Below are 14,061 nucleotides of genomic sequence, written 5' to 3'. Positions count from 1 at the left end.
GGCTGTTAAACGGCGTTCTCGCGAAGGGCACCCATGGGATTCAGCTGGAGGACGTCGTCGGACCGGTCGGCGCAGCCGCAGGCCGAACTGGCCGAAGCGCAGGCCGACGTGCAGGCGCTGACCGCGATCATGCGGGCGGTCGAGCAGGCCAGGACCCCGAACGAGGTGATCGGGAGCGCCCTCACGCTGATCCGCGAGCTGTTCGGCTGGGCGTACGGGTCGTACTGGCAGCTCGACCCCTCCGGCCGGGAGCTGCGCTTCGCGCAGGAGAGCGGCACCGTCAACGACGAGTTCCGGCAGGTCACGCTGGAGGCGGCGTTCACCGAGGGCGTCGGCCTGTCGGGGCGCGCGTGGAAGGCACGCGACCTCGTGTTCGTGCCGAACATCGCCGACGTGAGCGACTGCGTGCGTGCCCCGGCCGCGGCCCGTGCCGGCGTGCGCAGCGGGGTCTGCTTCCCGCTGATCGAGGGCGACCAGGTCGTCGGCACGATGGACTTCTTCACCACCGAGGAAGTGCAGCCGTCGGTGGGGCGGCTGGCCGTGCTGCGCGCGGTCGGGAACCTCGTCTCGCGCGCGCTGGCCCACCTGCAGGAGGCGATCCGGCAGGAGAAGGCCGCGCAGGACGTCGAGGCCGTCTCGCACGTGATCCGGGAGCTGACCCAGGCGACCAGCCGGGAGCAGGCGCTCCGGACCGCGCTGGAGACGATCCGCCGGTACTTCGACTGGCAGTACGGCTCGTTCTGGCAGCTCGACCAGGACGAGCAGGTGCTGCGGTTCGCCATCGAGTCCGGCGACGCGGGCGCGGAGTTCCGTGAGGTGACCCGGCAGGCGTCGTTCGCGAAGGGCGTCGGGCTGTCCGGCCGCACCTGGGCCCGCGGCGACCTGTACTTCGTCGAGGACCTCGGCGAGATGACCGACTGCGTCCGCCGGCCCGCCGCGCAGGCCGCCGGCGTGAAGTCCGGCGTCTGCCTACCCGTGCGCGTGGGCGGCGAGATCATCGGCACGATGGACTTCTTCGCGACCAGGACGCTGATCATGTACCCGGGCCGGGAAGCCGCCCTGCGCAACACCGCGTACCTGGTCGGGTCGGCGCTCGAGCGCTTCGCGTCGGCCGACCAGTTGCAGAGCGCCGGTCGGGAGCTGCTGGAGTCGATCGCCGAGGTCGAACGCAACGTCACCGCGGCCGCGACCGTCGCCGAGCGCAGCGAACACCTCGCCGACGAGGCGAACCAACAGGTGGCGGTGCTCGGCCAGGCCAGTGCGGAGATCAACGACGTGGTGCGCGCGATCCAGTCGATCGCCGCGCAGACCAAGCTGCTCGCGCTGAACGCGACGATCGAGGCCGCGCGGGCCGGCGAGTCCGGGAAGGGCTTCGCCGTCGTCGCCGGTGAGGTCAAGGAGCTCTCGAGCGAGACCGAGCGGGCGACCAACGACGTCAGCAGCAAGGTCGACACGATCCAGGCGCGGGTGGACGAGGTCACCGCGTCGTTGGCGGAGATCCACACCGCGGTCGAGGAGATCAACCAGACGCAGGGCCTCATCCGAGGCGTACTGACCGAGCAGGTCGCGGTGACCCGCGCGATCCTCGACTGATCCGGAGGGTGACGTGTACAAAATCGGACCGGCGGCCTCGTCCCCATGGTCCCGTCTCCTGCAGGGCAACGCCCGGTGGGTCGAAGGCCGGAGCACTGCCGACGCCGACCGCGGCGCGGCCCGCCGGGCCGCGATCAGCCACGCGCAGAACCCGTTCGCACTGGTGCTGGGCTGCTCCGACTCGCGGGTGCCGGCCGAGATCCTGTTCGACCAGGGCCTCGGCGACCTGTTCGTGGTGCGCACCGCCGGGCACGCGCTGGACTCGGCCGTCATCGGCTCGGTGGAGTTCGCGGTCGACGTGCTGCGGGTGTCGCTGATCGTCGTGCTCGGCCACGAGGAGTGCGGCGCGGTCACCGCGGCGAGCCGGATCGTCGACGAAGGACAGGTACCGCCCGGCTACATCCGCGACATCGCCGAACGCATCACCCCCAACGTGCTGCGGGCGCGGCACGCCGGAGCGGTGAACGCGGCCGACGTCAGCGCGCTGCACGCGGCCTACACGATCGAGCAGCTGCGCCAGCGCTCCCCGCTGGTGGACGTGGCCGTGTGGCGCGGCACGATCGCCGCCGTGCCGGCGCTCTACAGCTTGAACAGTGGAATCGTCACCGAGGTGCGGCCGCGGACCGCGTACGTCGCGGTGCCGGACGAGGTGTACGCGACGCACCTCTAGCGTGCCTACGATGGCGGCGTGACAGCGCTGGACGGACCCGACGGCGGTCTGAACGCGCTGACCGCGCTGACCGACGCCACCCGGCGGGCCGCCTACGAGGCGGTGCTGGCCACCGGCGCCCGCCCGGTCGGGCGCGACGAGATCGCCTCGGCGCTCGGGGTCGGCCGCACGCTCGCGGCCTTCCACCTCGACAAACTGGTCGACGCCGGGCTGCTCGAGGTGACCTACGGCCGGCGCAACGGCCGGACGGGCCCCGGCGCGGGCCGACCGGCGAAGCTGTACCGGGCGTCGGCCGCCGAGCACGCGGTGAGCGCACCTCCCCGGGATTACCGGACGGCCGCCGAACTGCTGGCCGAGTCGGTGGAGCGCAGCGGGGCGGACACCGCGCTCTTCGACGTGGCCCGTGAACACGGCCGCCGGGTGTCGTCCGGTGGCGACGTGCGTGAGCTGCTGAGCGCCCACGGCTACGTGCCGGAGGAGACCCCCGCCGGGCTCCAGCTGAACAACTGCCCGTTCCACCGCCTCGCCGAGCAGTTCCCGCCGCTGGTGTGCGGCATGAACCTGGCGCTGATCTCCGGCCTGCTGGACGGGACCGACTGGCAGGCGCGGATGGACGCCGCCCCCGGCCGCTGCTGCGTCGTCGTCTCTAAAAACAATTCCGATTGACGTTAGAGTGTGGCCATGACGAGCGCACACCGTCTGGCCCACTTCAACGTCGCCCGCCTCCGCGCCCCGCTGACCGACCCGTCGATGTCCGAGTTCGTCGCCGGCCTCGACCTGATCAACGCGCTCGCCGACGCGTCGCCCGGGTTCGTCTGGAGGCTGGCCGAGGGGCCGGACGGCGACGCGACCACGGTCCGGCCGCTCGGCCCGGACGTGATCGTGACGCTCTCGGTCTGGGAGTCGGTCGACGCGCTGCGGACCTTCTCGTACCGCAGCGCCCACCTCGACTACCTGCGACGCCGCCGCGACTGGTTCCGGCCGTCCGACTTCCCGGCCTCGCTCGTGCTGTGGTGGGTGCCGGTCGGCCACGTACCCACGGTCGCGGAGGCGTGCGAGCGGCTGGCCCTGGTCGCCGAGGGGGCTTCCCCCGAGGCGTTCACCTTCCGCGAGCCGTTCCCGACGCCCTGACCCGCCTGATCAGCGCCGGACGGCCAGCGCGCGCGAGGCCGGATGAGCGGGTTTCACGGCGTTCTGGGTGAACGTGCCGATCGCGTTCGTCGTCGCCGCGCTGGGACTCGGGCCGGCCTCTCGGCTAACGGGCCGCGCTCAGGAGTGAGCCGGCCCGGTTCAGCGGCGTAGCTCGCCCCGCAGGACGCTGGTGGCCGAGTGGCCCGGGTCGCCGTCGAACGCCTCGGCCGAGATGTCGATCCCGCGCCACCCGGCCGGGTCCAGCCCGGACGGAAGCGGGAAACGCGCGACCTCGCCGGGACGCACCGCGCCCATGGCCTGCATCCGGGTGGTGCCCGGTACGAACATCCAGGCCTCGTAGAACCCGTTGGTCAGCGGAAGGTCACGCACGTCGACCTCGAGCACGTAGCGCTCGCCGTCGCGGATCAGCCGGGCATCGCCGGTTCCGCCGCCGTTGCCGACCGGCTCCAGCGCGCTGGACGCCGCCACGGTGTCCGCGGGGGTCTTCGCGGGCCGGGCGGCCTGCCAGCCGAGCGTCGCACCGGCGCCGAGGACCACACCGAGCACGCACGCCGCCGCGGCGAGCAGGAGATAACGCAACCGGCGGGGTGCCGCGGTCCGCCGTTCGGCGGTGCGGCGCTCGACCCGGGTCTCGGCCTCGATCGCCTGCCAGACCCGCAGCGGGGGCGGTGGTGGCTGCAGATCGTCCGGGCCCGCTTCCTTGCCCAGTTCGATGACGTCCTTGAACGCGCGGTAGTCGGCGAGGCACGTCGGGCACTCGGCCAGATGCACGCGTTCGTCGTCCGCCGCCGCGAAGTCCTCGTCCAGCGCGAGCAACGGCAACCGGTCAGGATCGACGTGCGGCATGGTCCACCTCCTCCCACGACTGTCGTAACCGCTCGATACCTCGTCGTAGGTGGGATTTAACGGTGCCGAGCGGTAGCCCTGTCAATCCGGCGATCTGGGTGTGGGTCAGGTCGTCGAAGAAGGCCAGCTGGACGACGCGTCGCTGCTCCGGGACGAGCCGGGCCAACTGATCGGCCACGACCAGCCGGTCAAGTATGCGCTCCGGACCCGGGTGGGTCGGAGCAGCCGGTTCGGTGGCTTCCACCACCTGCGCCAGGCGCGCGTCGCGCTGGAGGGCGCGGAGCCGGTCGATGAGCTGACGTTTGGCGATGCCGATCAGCCAGCCGGCCAGTCGTCCCCGGTCCGGGTCGAACGTGTCGCGACCACGCCAGGCCGCGACGAACGTCGCCTGGGTGAGGTCTTCGGCGTCGCTGGGGCTGGGCAGGGCCTGGCGGCCCAACCGGTAGACGAGACCGCCCCAGCGTTCGTACATCGCGCGCAGCGCGCGTTCGTCGCCGGCCAGGAACTGGGCCGCGAGCGCCGCCTCGTCGTCGGATCCGGTGCGGTCGGAGTGCGTGAGGGCCAACCGGGGCGCCGGGGGACCGCTCGGCGATCCGGAGGCATCGGGTCCGGAGGTCTCGGACGGGGTCATCAACCGGCCTCCTCGACGGCTCTCATCCTCGGTCATCGTGTGGGTTCACGCACTGATCAGGCACTACGGCGGCCGGGGCCGCAACTCGACGGCGGGGCGGAGACGCGTGGTCGTCCGCCCCGCCGCGAGGTCAGGGGAGGTCGCTCGGGCGCAGGACCCGGTCGATGGCGTGCGCGATCTGCTTGTTGCCCTTGTTGATGTCGGCCACGACGACCCGCGGGTCGCGGTCGTTCCAGTCGGCGTCGACGAGGCGGATCGTCTTGTTCTTCCAGTGACCGTCGACGCAGACCTGGATTGTCGCGCCGGCGGCGGTCTTGAGCTTCGCGCCGTTCGACTTCAGCGCGGCGGCCTTGTCGATCGTCGCGCCCGGGATCACGTGGTAGAGCAGCACGGCCTCCACCGTGTCGATGCCGAGCCCGGCGACCGCGGTGAACGCCTGCTTCTCGCTCGTCCAGTGGTGGGTGCCCTTGAGGTCGGCGACCAGCCGCTGGAACGCCGCGTCGGTCGGGACGAACGCGGTGAGCGGCGTCTTGCCGTCGGCCAGCACCTTCACCGGGCTGTTGGGCTTGGCCTTCAGAACCGCCTGGACCGCGGCGGTGAGGATGTCGAAGTCTTTGCTGTTGCGGTCGAAACCGCTCTTGTCGGCGGTCAGGACCGCGGCTAACGACTTGTTGCCCTTCGGCGTCGGCTTCCCGGTCGCCGAGGCCGGTGCGGCGGCAACGGCGGTGGCGAGCAGAGCGGCGGCCGTGACGGCGACCGCGCGAGTGCCGAGTCGGACGAGCTTCATCGCTGACTTCCTCCCGTAGACACGGTGGCTGGTTGCCACATCCACGTCTACGACCGGCCCATCGGTAACGGATGCACCCGACGGCGATCAATTTTTTCGAGGCCTCGGCCATCTGCCGATCGGCAGATGTTCCGGCGGCCGCGGGGCCGGGATCGTGGAGACATCGCCGCTCGAGGAGGCATCATGTCGCTGGAAACCGCTCACCGGCCCGTCTGCGCCGAGGCCGCTACGGTCCCGCCGCCCTCGCCGCGCGCGGTGGTGGCCGCCTACGTCGCCGCGGCCGCGGCCACCATCGGCTTCATCCCGCTGCACGCGGTCTGGGCGCTGGGCATCCCGCTGTTCGCCGACCCCGACCTGTTCCGCCCGTGGTACGAGGACGGCGGCGGCACCTACCTGCTGGCGCTCAACCTGCTGGCCCTCCTGCCGGCCGTGCTGGCCCTGGCCCTGGTCCGGCCCTGGGGCCTGTGCTTCCCCCGCTGGGTGCCGATCGTCCGCAGGCGCGGCGTGCCACGAATGCTGCTGGTCGTGCCCGGTGCCGGTCTCTCCGCCGCGCTGCTGGCCTACACCGTGTTCGCCGCCGTCGTGATGCCGTTCCAGTGGAACGACCCCGCCGTGATCTTCAGCCCCTGGACCGGGGTGTACGGGGTCGTCCAGTTCTCCGTCTGGATCACCGGCCTGGCCATCGCCACCCGCTCCTACGCCCGGCGCACCCGTTAGACGGTCACGAAGGACACCGTCCGGCTGGAACACTGGCGCCCGGGGCGAGGGGGGACCAATGGCCGAACGGTTCGACGCGTTCATCTCGTACAGCCACGGTGCCGACACCGCGATCGCGACCGCGTTACAAACCCAGCTCACGCGGTTCGCGGTGCCGTGGTACAGCCGGCGATCGCTGCGCCTGTTCCGCGACGTCACCGATCTCAGCGCCGCACCCGGCCTCTGGCCCGCGGTGCTCGGCGCGCTCGAGAACTCCGCCTACCTCGTCGTGCTCGCGTCGCCGACGTCGGCGCGGTCGGTCTGGATCGCCAAGGAGATCGGCTGGTGGCTCGAACACCGTGGCGTCGAGCGGCTCGTCATCGTCCTGGTCGGCGGCGAGTTGTCGTGGGTGGACGGTGGCTGGAGCCGCACGGACCGCACCGCCGTCGGGCCCGTGCTCGACACCGCCTACGACGAGGAGCCGCTGTGGGTGGATCTCCGCGCCCACACCGACACGCTGGACTTCGGTGATCGGCTGGCCGAGATCGCCGGAGTCCTCCGCGGGGTCTCGCCGCGCGCGCTGATCGGTCAGGAAGTTCGTTACCGCCGGCGGCTCCGGCGCACCGTGCAGGTCGTCGGCGCCGCGCTGACCGCGTTGACGATCGCCGCGACCGTCGGCGCGATCGTGGCGTTCCAGCAGCGGGGCACGGCCGTCGAGCAGGCACGCATCGCCCTGGCGCGACAGCTCGCGGCCCAGAGCGGCACCGCGCTCGACAGCGACCCGATCACCGCGCAACGCCTGGCGGCGACGGCGTGGCGCGCGGACGAGCTCCCGGAGACCCGCTTCGCGTTGCGCGACGCGCTGACGCGGGCGTCCGGCTCGACCGTGGACGGTGCGAGAGCGCCGGTCACCGGCGTGACGTTCACGGCCGACGGCACCCGGTTCGTCACCGAGGAGGCTCGATCGGCGGGCGTGTGGGAGACCGGCACCCGGCGGCTGCTCGCCCGGATCGCGCTGCCGGAGGCGTGGGGACACGCGGTGGACCCGGACGGGACGACGATCGCGGTCGGGGTGATGAAGGGGCCGGTCCGGCTGGTGACGACCACCGGTGAGGAGCTCGGGTCGATCCCGGTGGAGGACGCCACCGCCCTCGAGTTCAGCCCCGACGGACGCACGCTGGCCACCGGTGACTTCTCCGGCGCGATCCGGTTGTGGGACGTCGCCACCCGCCGGCCGATCGCGGTGGTGCGTTCGAGCGGGGGCAGCGTCAACGACCTGGCGTTCCGCCCCGACGGACAGGTGCTGATCAGCGGCGACGACGGCCGCGTGACCGCGCTGTGGGACCTGGACGGGGCACGGCGGCTCGGCGCGGTCGAGGGGCCGGTCGGGCGCGTCCTCGCGGTGGCGTCCAGCCCGGACGGCCGGCAGTTCGCGTACGGCGACAGCACCGACCGGGTCTACGTCGGGGACACCGCGACCGGGCAGGTCGAACGGGTCCTGGTCGGGCACATGGCGGGGGTCAACGGCGTCGCGTTCAGCCCGGACGGGCAGACCCCTCGCGAGCGCCGGCGGCGACCGGACGGTGCGGCTCTGGGACCTGCTCACCGGCACGCCGGTCGGGACGCTCGTCGGCCACAGCGACTACGTCAACGCCGTGGCGTTCCACCCGGACGGGCGGACGATCGTGACCGCCGCCGAAGACAGCGCGAAGCTCTGGCGGACGCCGCTGCACCACCGGAGAACGATCGCCGACGAGGACGCCGCGCCGGACGAGACGGAGGTGAGGTCGGTCGACGGCCGGTTCGTCGCGGAGAAACACGGCGAGCGGGTGGAGGTGTGGACGGTGTCGCCCCGCACCCGGGTGTTCGTCGCCCCGCCCGCGTTCACCGACGTCACCCAACTCGCGTTCAGTCCGGACGGCCGGTTCGTCGCGGGGAAGGACGACAAGGTCGTGCGGCTGTGGACGACGGCCGACGGTCGGACGTCCGGGACGCTCACCGGCCACACCGACAGCATCGACCAGTTCGTCGTCAGCGCGGACAGCCGCCGGATCGTCACCGCCAGCCAGGACGGCACCGCGCGCCTCTGGGACACGCACACGGGCCGGCAGCTCGGGGCACCGCTCGCCGGCCACACCGACATGGTCGCGGCCGTCGCGATCAGCCCGGACGGTCGAACCGTCGCCACCGGCAGCGCCGACCGGACGGTCCGGCTCTGGGACACCGGGACCCAGCGTCAGCTCGGGCTTCCGCTGATCGGTCACCGGACCACGGTCTGGTCCGTGGTGTTCACGCCCGACGGGCGCGGGCTGACCACGTCCGGCGAGGACGGAACGATGGCGTGGGACGTGGCCGAGCCGGCGGACCTCTACGCGGCGGTCTGCGCGGCCGCCGGCGGCCCGCTGACCGACGACGAACGACAGCGCTACAGCGCCGGCCAGGGCTTGCCCGAGGTGTGCGCGTCGTAGTCCTCGAGGGTCAGGTTGGTGGCCGGCCGGTCGACGATACGCATCAGCGGGCCGAACAGCGAGAGGGCCGAGAAGCCCAGGTTGCGCCCCACGATCCCCGCCTTCGAGCCCGGCGCGAGCAGGCGCCCGGCGTTGATCTTCTGCGAGACCGACGCGTAGCCGCGGTACGTGCTCTCGTACCGGGCGAACGCCGCACGGTGGTCGCCGTCGGCACGGGCGAGTTCACCGGCGAGGACGTACGCGCCGACGACCGCCAGCCCGGTGCCGAAGCCGCCGAGCGCGTTGCCGTAGGCCGAGTCCCCGACCAGGGCGACCCGGCCGGTGGAGTAGCGGTCGACGGTGACGCGGCTGATCGAGTCCAGATAGAACTCGGCGGCGCCCGGCACCGCGGCCATCAGTTCCGGGATGCGCCACCGGGCACCGCGGAGCGCGTCGACGAGGAACTGCTTCTGCGTGTCGACGTCACCGCGGGCGGCCGGCGACAGCGGCGCGGCGAACACGAAGAACGCCGACGCTTTCGGGCCGCCGAGCGCGGCCATGACACCGGGCTCGTTGTACATCACCTCGCCGCCGTCGACGCCGAGGTCGGCGAGCGCGTAGTAGTAACCGAGGTGGCGCACGTAGTCCGCCTCGGGGCCGAACGCGAGCGCCCGGACGTTCGAGTGGATGCCGTCGGCGCCGACGACCAGGTCGAACGTGCGCGGGGCGCCGTGGGTGAACGAGACGTCGACACCGTCGCCGGTGTCGGTGAGCGCGGTGATCGAGTCGCCGAAGACGTACTCGCAGGTCGGCGCGGTGAGGCCGGACAGGATGGTCGCCAGGTCGCCGCGGGGCACGTTGATCTCGCCGCCCGCGAACGCACCCGGGACGGTGCCGATCGTGCGGCCGCGCGCGTTCACCAGGATGCCGTCCTCGCTGGGGACGGTGGCCTGCCGGACCGCGTCGAGGATGCCCATCTTGCGCAGCACGCCCAGGTGGACGGGGCCTTTGAAGTCGACGGCCTGGCCACCGGCGCGGACCGCGGGTGCCTTCTCGACGACGGTGACGTCGAAGCCGTAGCGGTGCAGCCAGTACGCCAGCGCGGGTCCGGCGATGCTGGCGCCGGAGATGAGGACGCGGGGATTGGTCACGAGGGGTTTCCTGTCCGTGCGGTGGTGACGGCGTGGAAGGTGCGGTCGAGGTCGTCGAGCGCGCCGGTGGCGTCGTGGACGAGGGACGCGAGGAGTGCGTCGGACCGGTCGCCGGCGAGCACGGCCGCGCCGATCGCGTCGGTGATCGTCTGGATCACGGACACGAGCGCGGCGGCGTGGGCGCGGGCCACGATCGCGGGCACCGCGGGGTCGGTGACGGCCAGCGACGTGGTGATGGCGTCGACCTGTCGTTCCCGTTCCTCGAGCGCGAACCGACGGAGCACCGGGCTGAGCAGGCACTGCGCCGGGAACTCCCCGCGCGCGAGTTCCGGGGGCTCGTGCCGGAGCCGGTCGATGTCCTCCCGGACGAGAGGGCGCAGTGCGTCGGCCGGGCTCGTGCCGGGAGCCCGCTCGCGCACGACACGGCCGTAGCGCTCCCGGAACTCCTCGGCCCGGTCGAGGACGAGGTCCTGCTTGGCCGGGAAGTAGTTGTAGATGGTCTGGTCGGACACCTCCGCGGCGCGGGCGACCTCGACGACCGAGACCTCGTCGTAGCCGCGGGCCGCGAACAGACCGGCGGCGACGTCCGCGATGCGCTCGCGCGTCTGCGCTTTCTTCCATTCACGCAGTCCCATGAATTTAGAGTAACCCAAACTTTTGGCGACGCCAAAAATAGTAGCGGTCAAGAGCTGGCCGCTACTGGGCGAATAGTGGTCAGCAGATCGACAACAGATGGAGTGATCCGTGACCCTCGCTTTTGACGTCAACTGGCTGGCCGTCCTCGTCGCGACCGTGGCCTGCACGGTCCTCGGCGGCCTCTACTTCACGCTCGCGGTGCCGCGCCGGTACGCGGCCGTGATGGGCCGGGCCGACCAGCCGGCGTGGAAGCCCCCGGCGTCCGCGTTCGCCGGTCAGGCGGTCGCGATGTTGCTCGTCGTGCTCACCAGCGCCGTCCTGCTGCGCACGCTCGACGTCCGTGAGGTCGGCACCGCGCTGCTCTTCGGCCTCGTCGTCGGCGTCGGTTACCTGGCCGCGATGGTGCTCAACATCGCGATCAACCCGAACTTCCCCCACCCGTTCCGCTACGCGCTGCTCAACGCCCCGTACTTCCTGGCCTGCAGCCTGCTCACCAGCGTGGTGATCGCGCTCCTCGCCTGACGGGGTCAGCGCGGTGCGTCGACCCGGGTGCCGGTCTCGAAGGACTCGATGATGCGGTGGCCCAGCTGCAACGCCCGGCGCCCGGCCGTCGCCGGCACCGGAGGCGGCTCCCCCGCGACGAACGCGGGCAGCAGCGCGTCGAGGTACCGGTCGAACGTCGCGTGGAAGTCCCGTTCCCGGTCGTTGAAGTACCCGGCCTGCCACACGCTGCTGATCTCGTGGCCGGCCGGGGTGTAGGTGTAGCGGCGCACGGTGTCCTCGACGACCACCCGCCCGTCGAGGCCGTTCAGCTCGAGGCGATGGGTGTCGGGATAGCTGTAGGACGAGTCGTACGTGCCCAGCAGCGACCCCACGGCGCCGTTCTCGAAGCGCAGCGCGACGCTCAGGGTCGAGCAGGCGTCGGTCATCTGGGCCATCACCGAGCTGACCGGTCCGCAGAGATGTTCGAGCATGTCGAGCCCGTGGCACTGGGTCTCGATCAGGTTGGCGTACCGGTGGGCGCTGGTGCCGGGCTCCCCGCCGAACCGCCAGGTGGCGAACGTCAGCCGGCCGAGCACACCGGCGTCCACCGCCTCCCGGGCCAGCTGCACCGGCTTGGCGTACCGGTGGTTGAAGTTGATCGCGAAGAACAGCTCGCGGCCGGCCGCTTCGGTGAGCAGCTGATCGGCCTGGTCGAGGTCGAACACCAGCGGTTTCTCCACCAGCAGCGGGAAGCCGGCCCGGATGATCCGCAGCGTCGGCTCGAAGTGGCCCTCGTTGGGCAGGCACACCGCGACCAGGTCCGGTTTCTCCCGGGCCAGCATGTCGTCCACGTCGACGTAGCCGGGCACGCCGAACTCCGCGGCCCGCTCCTCGGTTCGTGCCCGGGTGCGGCCCACCACCGCGCACAGCCGCGCGTCGGTGCGGGTGGAGAACGCGATCGCGTGCTGGCGTCCCCACCACGGGCCCGTCCCGACGACCGCGACACGCACCTGCTGCCCGCTCATGGCACCTCCTCGTCCACCCGGCCGCGGCGGCTGAGTCCGGTCTGGATCAGGACGACGAGCAGCAGGAAGACGCCGCTGACGACCTGCTGGTAGTAGGAGCTGAGGGTGCCGACCTGGTTGATCAGGTTCTGGATCACCTTCAGCAGCAACGCTCCGGCCAGCGTGCCGGTGAGCGTGCCGATTCCGCCGCTGAGCAGCGTGCCGCCGATCACCACCGCGGCGATGGCCTCCAGCTCCCGCCCCTCGCCGATGGTCGGCAGCCCGGACGACGTCTGCGCGGCGACCAGGATCCCGGCGACCGCGGCCAGCAGGGCGCTGAGCACGTACACCGAGACCCGGACGCGGGCGACCGGCAGTCCCATCAGCTCGGCCGACTCGGGTGACCCGCCGATCGCGTACACGGCCTGGCCGAAGCGGGTGCGGTTGAGCACGACCAGCGCCACGGCGAACACCCCCACCGCGACGAGCACCGGCGTGCTGACGCCCAGCGTCCGGGCCTGGCCGATGCGGGTGAGGGTCAGGTCGCCCGGGATCAGGTAGACCTTGTTGCCCTCCTGCGACGCCGCGAACGCCAGTCCGCGGGCGAACAGCAGCGTGGCCAGCGTGACGATGAACGGCGCGATCCGGGCCCGGCCGATCAGCACCCCGTTGAGCAGGCCGATGAGCCCGCAGACCAGGAGCGGCAGGGCCACCGCGGGGAGCGATCCCCACTGCGCACCGACGGCCGCCAGCACCCCGGCGAGCGCGAACACCGACCCCACCGAGAGGTCGATCCCGCCGCTGATGACGACGAACGTCATCCCGACCGCGATCAGCACCAGGTACGAGCTGTCCAGGGCGACGTTCCGGATGTTCTGCGGGCCGGCGAACCCCTCGCCGAACGCGACGGCGCCGATCACCAGCACCAGCGCGAGCACGAGCGGCGCGCCGGCCCGGCGCGCGAGCGAGGCGAGCCCGGCGCCGGTGACGGGCGGGCGGCCGGTGCGGACGGTCGTCATGCGCCGCCCCGATCACGTTGGACGTAGACGGCGACGACGATGATGCCGGCCTGGATCATCCGGGCCAGCGAGTCCGGCAGGTCGTGCTGGATCACGGTGGCGGCGATCAGCTGCATCAGCAGCGCCCCCAGGAGCGTGCCGATCACCCGGATCCGCCCGCCGGAGAGCGGCGTGCCGCCGACCACCACCGCGGTGATCGCGCTGAGCTCGATGAGCAGACCGACGAACGACGGGTCGCTGGCCCCGAGCCGGGCGGTGTTCAGCACGCCGGCCAGCGCGGCGAGCACACCGCTGAGCACGTAGACGGTGAGCAGCGTCCGTCGCACCGGGAGACCGGCCAGCCGGGCGGCGGCGCGGTTGCCACCGATCGCGACCAGCCGGCGGCCGACGACCGACCAGCGGACCGTGACCACGACGAGCGTCGCGAGCACGGCGAGGATCACCAGCGTCACGGGGACGCCGAGCACGCTGCCGTTGCCCAGCGTCTGCAGCGTGGGGTCGAAGATCTCGACCAGCCGGCCGTCCGCGAGCACCAGCGCGGCCGCCCGCCCCGCGACCAGCACACCGAGCGTCGCGATGATCGGTTGCACACCGCAGAACGCGACGAGGGACCCGTTGAGCGCGCCGACCACGGCGCCGGCGACGAGGCCGACCGCGACCGCGAGCCACGGACCGTAGCCCAGGTAGAGCGGGATGATCGCGGCCGCGACGGCCATCACCGAGCCCACCGACAGGTCGATGCCCTCGGTGGCCACCACCAGCGCCATCCCGAGCGCGACGATCGCGATCGGAACGACCTGGACCAGCTGGAGCCGCAGGTTGCCGACGGTCGCGAAGTTGGGCGTGAACAGGAGGTTGAACAGCAGCAGCACGCCGATCGCGAGGGAGACCCCGTGGTTGCGCACCCGCCGGAACAGACCGGAGCCGGGTGGCGCCGCCGGGCGCG

Annotated in this window: 15 protein-coding genes and 1 pseudogene; 8 read left to right on the top strand and 8 right to left on the bottom strand. The window is 72.1% G+C overall.

What is annotated here, in order from left to right; translation table 11 throughout:
• The first annotated feature begins 33 nt into the window (after window positions 1-33).
• Genes ABD437_RS30675 through ABD437_RS30660 form a run of 4 tightly spaced genes read left to right on the top strand, consistent with a single transcriptional unit; the run spans window position 34 to window position 3,394 of the window.
• Window positions 34-1,593, top strand: coding sequence for a GAF domain-containing protein (locus ABD437_RS30675; RefSeq protein WP_344652416.1), 1,560 nt, complete (start codon window positions 34-36; stop codon window positions 1,591-1,593).
• 22 nt (window positions 1,594-1,615) lie between these two features.
• On the top strand, window positions 1,616-2,263 hold the full coding sequence (locus tag ABD437_RS30670) for a carbonic anhydrase (RefSeq protein ID WP_344652455.1): 648 nt from the start codon (window positions 1,616-1,618) through the stop codon (window positions 2,261-2,263).
• A gap of 27 nt (window positions 2,264-2,290) precedes the next feature.
• A complete protein-coding gene (locus ABD437_RS30665; RefSeq protein WP_344652454.1) occupies window positions 2,291-2,929 on the top strand; it encodes a helix-turn-helix transcriptional regulator in 639 nt (212 codons plus the stop codon).
• A gap of 15 nt (window positions 2,930-2,944) precedes the next feature.
• Window positions 2,945-3,394, top strand: a complete 450-nt coding sequence (locus tag ABD437_RS30660; protein WP_344652415.1) for a DUF3291 domain-containing protein — start codon at window positions 2,945-2,947, stop codon at window positions 3,392-3,394.
• A 159-nt stretch (window positions 3,395-3,553) separates the two neighbouring features.
• On the opposite strand, the gene ABD437_RS30655 is transcribed toward ABD437_RS30660, so the two are convergent.
• The 3 genes from ABD437_RS30655 to ABD437_RS30645 form a co-directional block, all read right to left on the bottom strand.
• Entirely contained in the window at window positions 3,554-4,261 is a 708-nt protein-coding gene (locus ABD437_RS30655; protein ID WP_344652414.1) for an anti-sigma factor, read from the bottom strand.
• A complete protein-coding gene (locus ABD437_RS30650) occupies window positions 4,242-4,892 on the bottom strand; it encodes an RNA polymerase sigma factor (RefSeq protein ID WP_344652413.1) in 651 nt (216 codons plus the stop codon). Before ABD437_RS30650 ends, ABD437_RS30655 begins: the two co-directional genes overlap by 20 nt.
• Before the next feature lie 130 nt (window positions 4,893-5,022).
• Window positions 5,023-5,679 (bottom strand): fasciclin domain-containing protein, encoded by a 657-nt coding sequence (locus ABD437_RS30645; RefSeq protein WP_344652412.1) that lies wholly within the window; start codon window positions 5,677-5,679, stop codon window positions 5,023-5,025.
• Window positions 5,680-5,862: 183 nt separating this feature from the next.
• Here ABD437_RS30645 and ABD437_RS30640 point away from each other — a divergent pair, with 183 nt between their 5' ends.
• The 3 genes and pseudogenes from ABD437_RS30640 to ABD437_RS30630 all read left to right on the top strand — a co-directional run bounded on the left by ABD437_RS30640 (window position 5,863) and on the right by ABD437_RS30630 (window position 8,843).
• Window positions 5,863-6,396 (top strand): hypothetical protein, encoded by a 534-nt coding sequence (locus tag ABD437_RS30640; RefSeq protein ID WP_344652411.1) that lies wholly within the window; start codon window positions 5,863-5,865, stop codon window positions 6,394-6,396.
• Window positions 6,397-6,454: 58 nt separating this feature from the next.
• A pseudogene (locus ABD437_RS43135) lies at window positions 6,455-7,663 on the top strand (TIR domain-containing protein); the annotation flags it as partial.
• A gap of 295 nt (window positions 7,664-7,958) precedes the next feature.
• The gene (locus ABD437_RS30630; protein ID WP_344652409.1) at window positions 7,959-8,843 is read left to right on the top strand and encodes a WD40 repeat domain-containing protein; all 885 of its coding nucleotides are present in this window, start codon (window positions 7,959-7,961) and stop codon (window positions 8,841-8,843) included.
• Here the strand turns inward: ABD437_RS30630 and ABD437_RS30625 are convergent.
• Together ABD437_RS30625 and ABD437_RS30620 are read right to left on the bottom strand one after the other, a co-directional pair.
• Window positions 8,801-9,973, bottom strand: a complete 1,173-nt coding sequence (locus ABD437_RS30625) for an FAD-dependent monooxygenase (RefSeq protein ID WP_344652408.1) — start codon at window positions 9,971-9,973, stop codon at window positions 8,801-8,803. The two genes, ABD437_RS30630 and ABD437_RS30625, sit on opposite strands and share 43 nt — an antisense overlap.
• Window positions 9,970-10,608 carry a TetR/AcrR family transcriptional regulator gene (locus ABD437_RS30620; RefSeq protein ID WP_344652407.1) on the bottom strand — a complete coding sequence of 213 codons (639 nt, stop codon included), beginning with the start codon at window positions 10,606-10,608 and terminating at the stop codon, window positions 9,970-9,972. Before ABD437_RS30620 ends, ABD437_RS30625 begins: the two co-directional genes overlap by 4 nt.
• 109 nt (window positions 10,609-10,717) lie before the next feature.
• Here ABD437_RS30620 and ABD437_RS30615 point away from each other — a divergent pair, with 109 nt between their 5' ends.
• Window positions 10,718-11,131: a DUF1761 domain-containing protein gene (locus ABD437_RS30615; RefSeq protein WP_344652406.1), complete on the top strand. Its 414-nt coding sequence runs from the start codon at window positions 10,718-10,720 to the stop codon at window positions 11,129-11,131.
• Between the two features lie 5 nt (window positions 11,132-11,136).
• On the opposite strand, the gene ABD437_RS30610 is transcribed toward ABD437_RS30615, so the two are convergent.
• The 3 genes from ABD437_RS30610 to ABD437_RS30600 are packed head-to-tail and all read right to left on the bottom strand — an operon-like array spanning window position 11,137 to window position 14,032.
• Window positions 11,137-12,117 carry a Gfo/Idh/MocA family protein gene (locus ABD437_RS30610; protein WP_344652405.1) on the bottom strand — a complete coding sequence of 327 codons (981 nt, stop codon included), beginning with the start codon at window positions 12,115-12,117 and terminating at the stop codon, window positions 11,137-11,139.
• Window positions 12,114-13,115, bottom strand: coding sequence for an ABC transporter permease (locus tag ABD437_RS30605; protein ID WP_344652404.1), 1,002 nt, complete (start codon window positions 13,113-13,115; stop codon window positions 12,114-12,116). The genes ABD437_RS30610 and ABD437_RS30605 overlap by 4 nt, the downstream gene beginning before the upstream one ends.
• Complete coding sequence (locus tag ABD437_RS30600) at window positions 13,112-14,032, bottom strand: ABC transporter permease (RefSeq protein ID WP_344652453.1); 921 nt, start codon at window positions 14,030-14,032, stop codon at window positions 13,112-13,114. The genes ABD437_RS30605 and ABD437_RS30600 overlap by 4 nt, the downstream gene beginning before the upstream one ends.
• Window positions 14,033-14,061 lie beyond the last annotated feature (29 nt).

Source organism: Cryptosporangium japonicum (assembly GCF_039524755.1).
Taxonomy (GTDB): Bacteria; Actinomycetota; Actinomycetes; order Mycobacteriales; family Cryptosporangiaceae; genus Cryptosporangium; species Cryptosporangium japonicum.
This window is presented reverse-complemented; position numbering and strand designations above follow the sequence as displayed.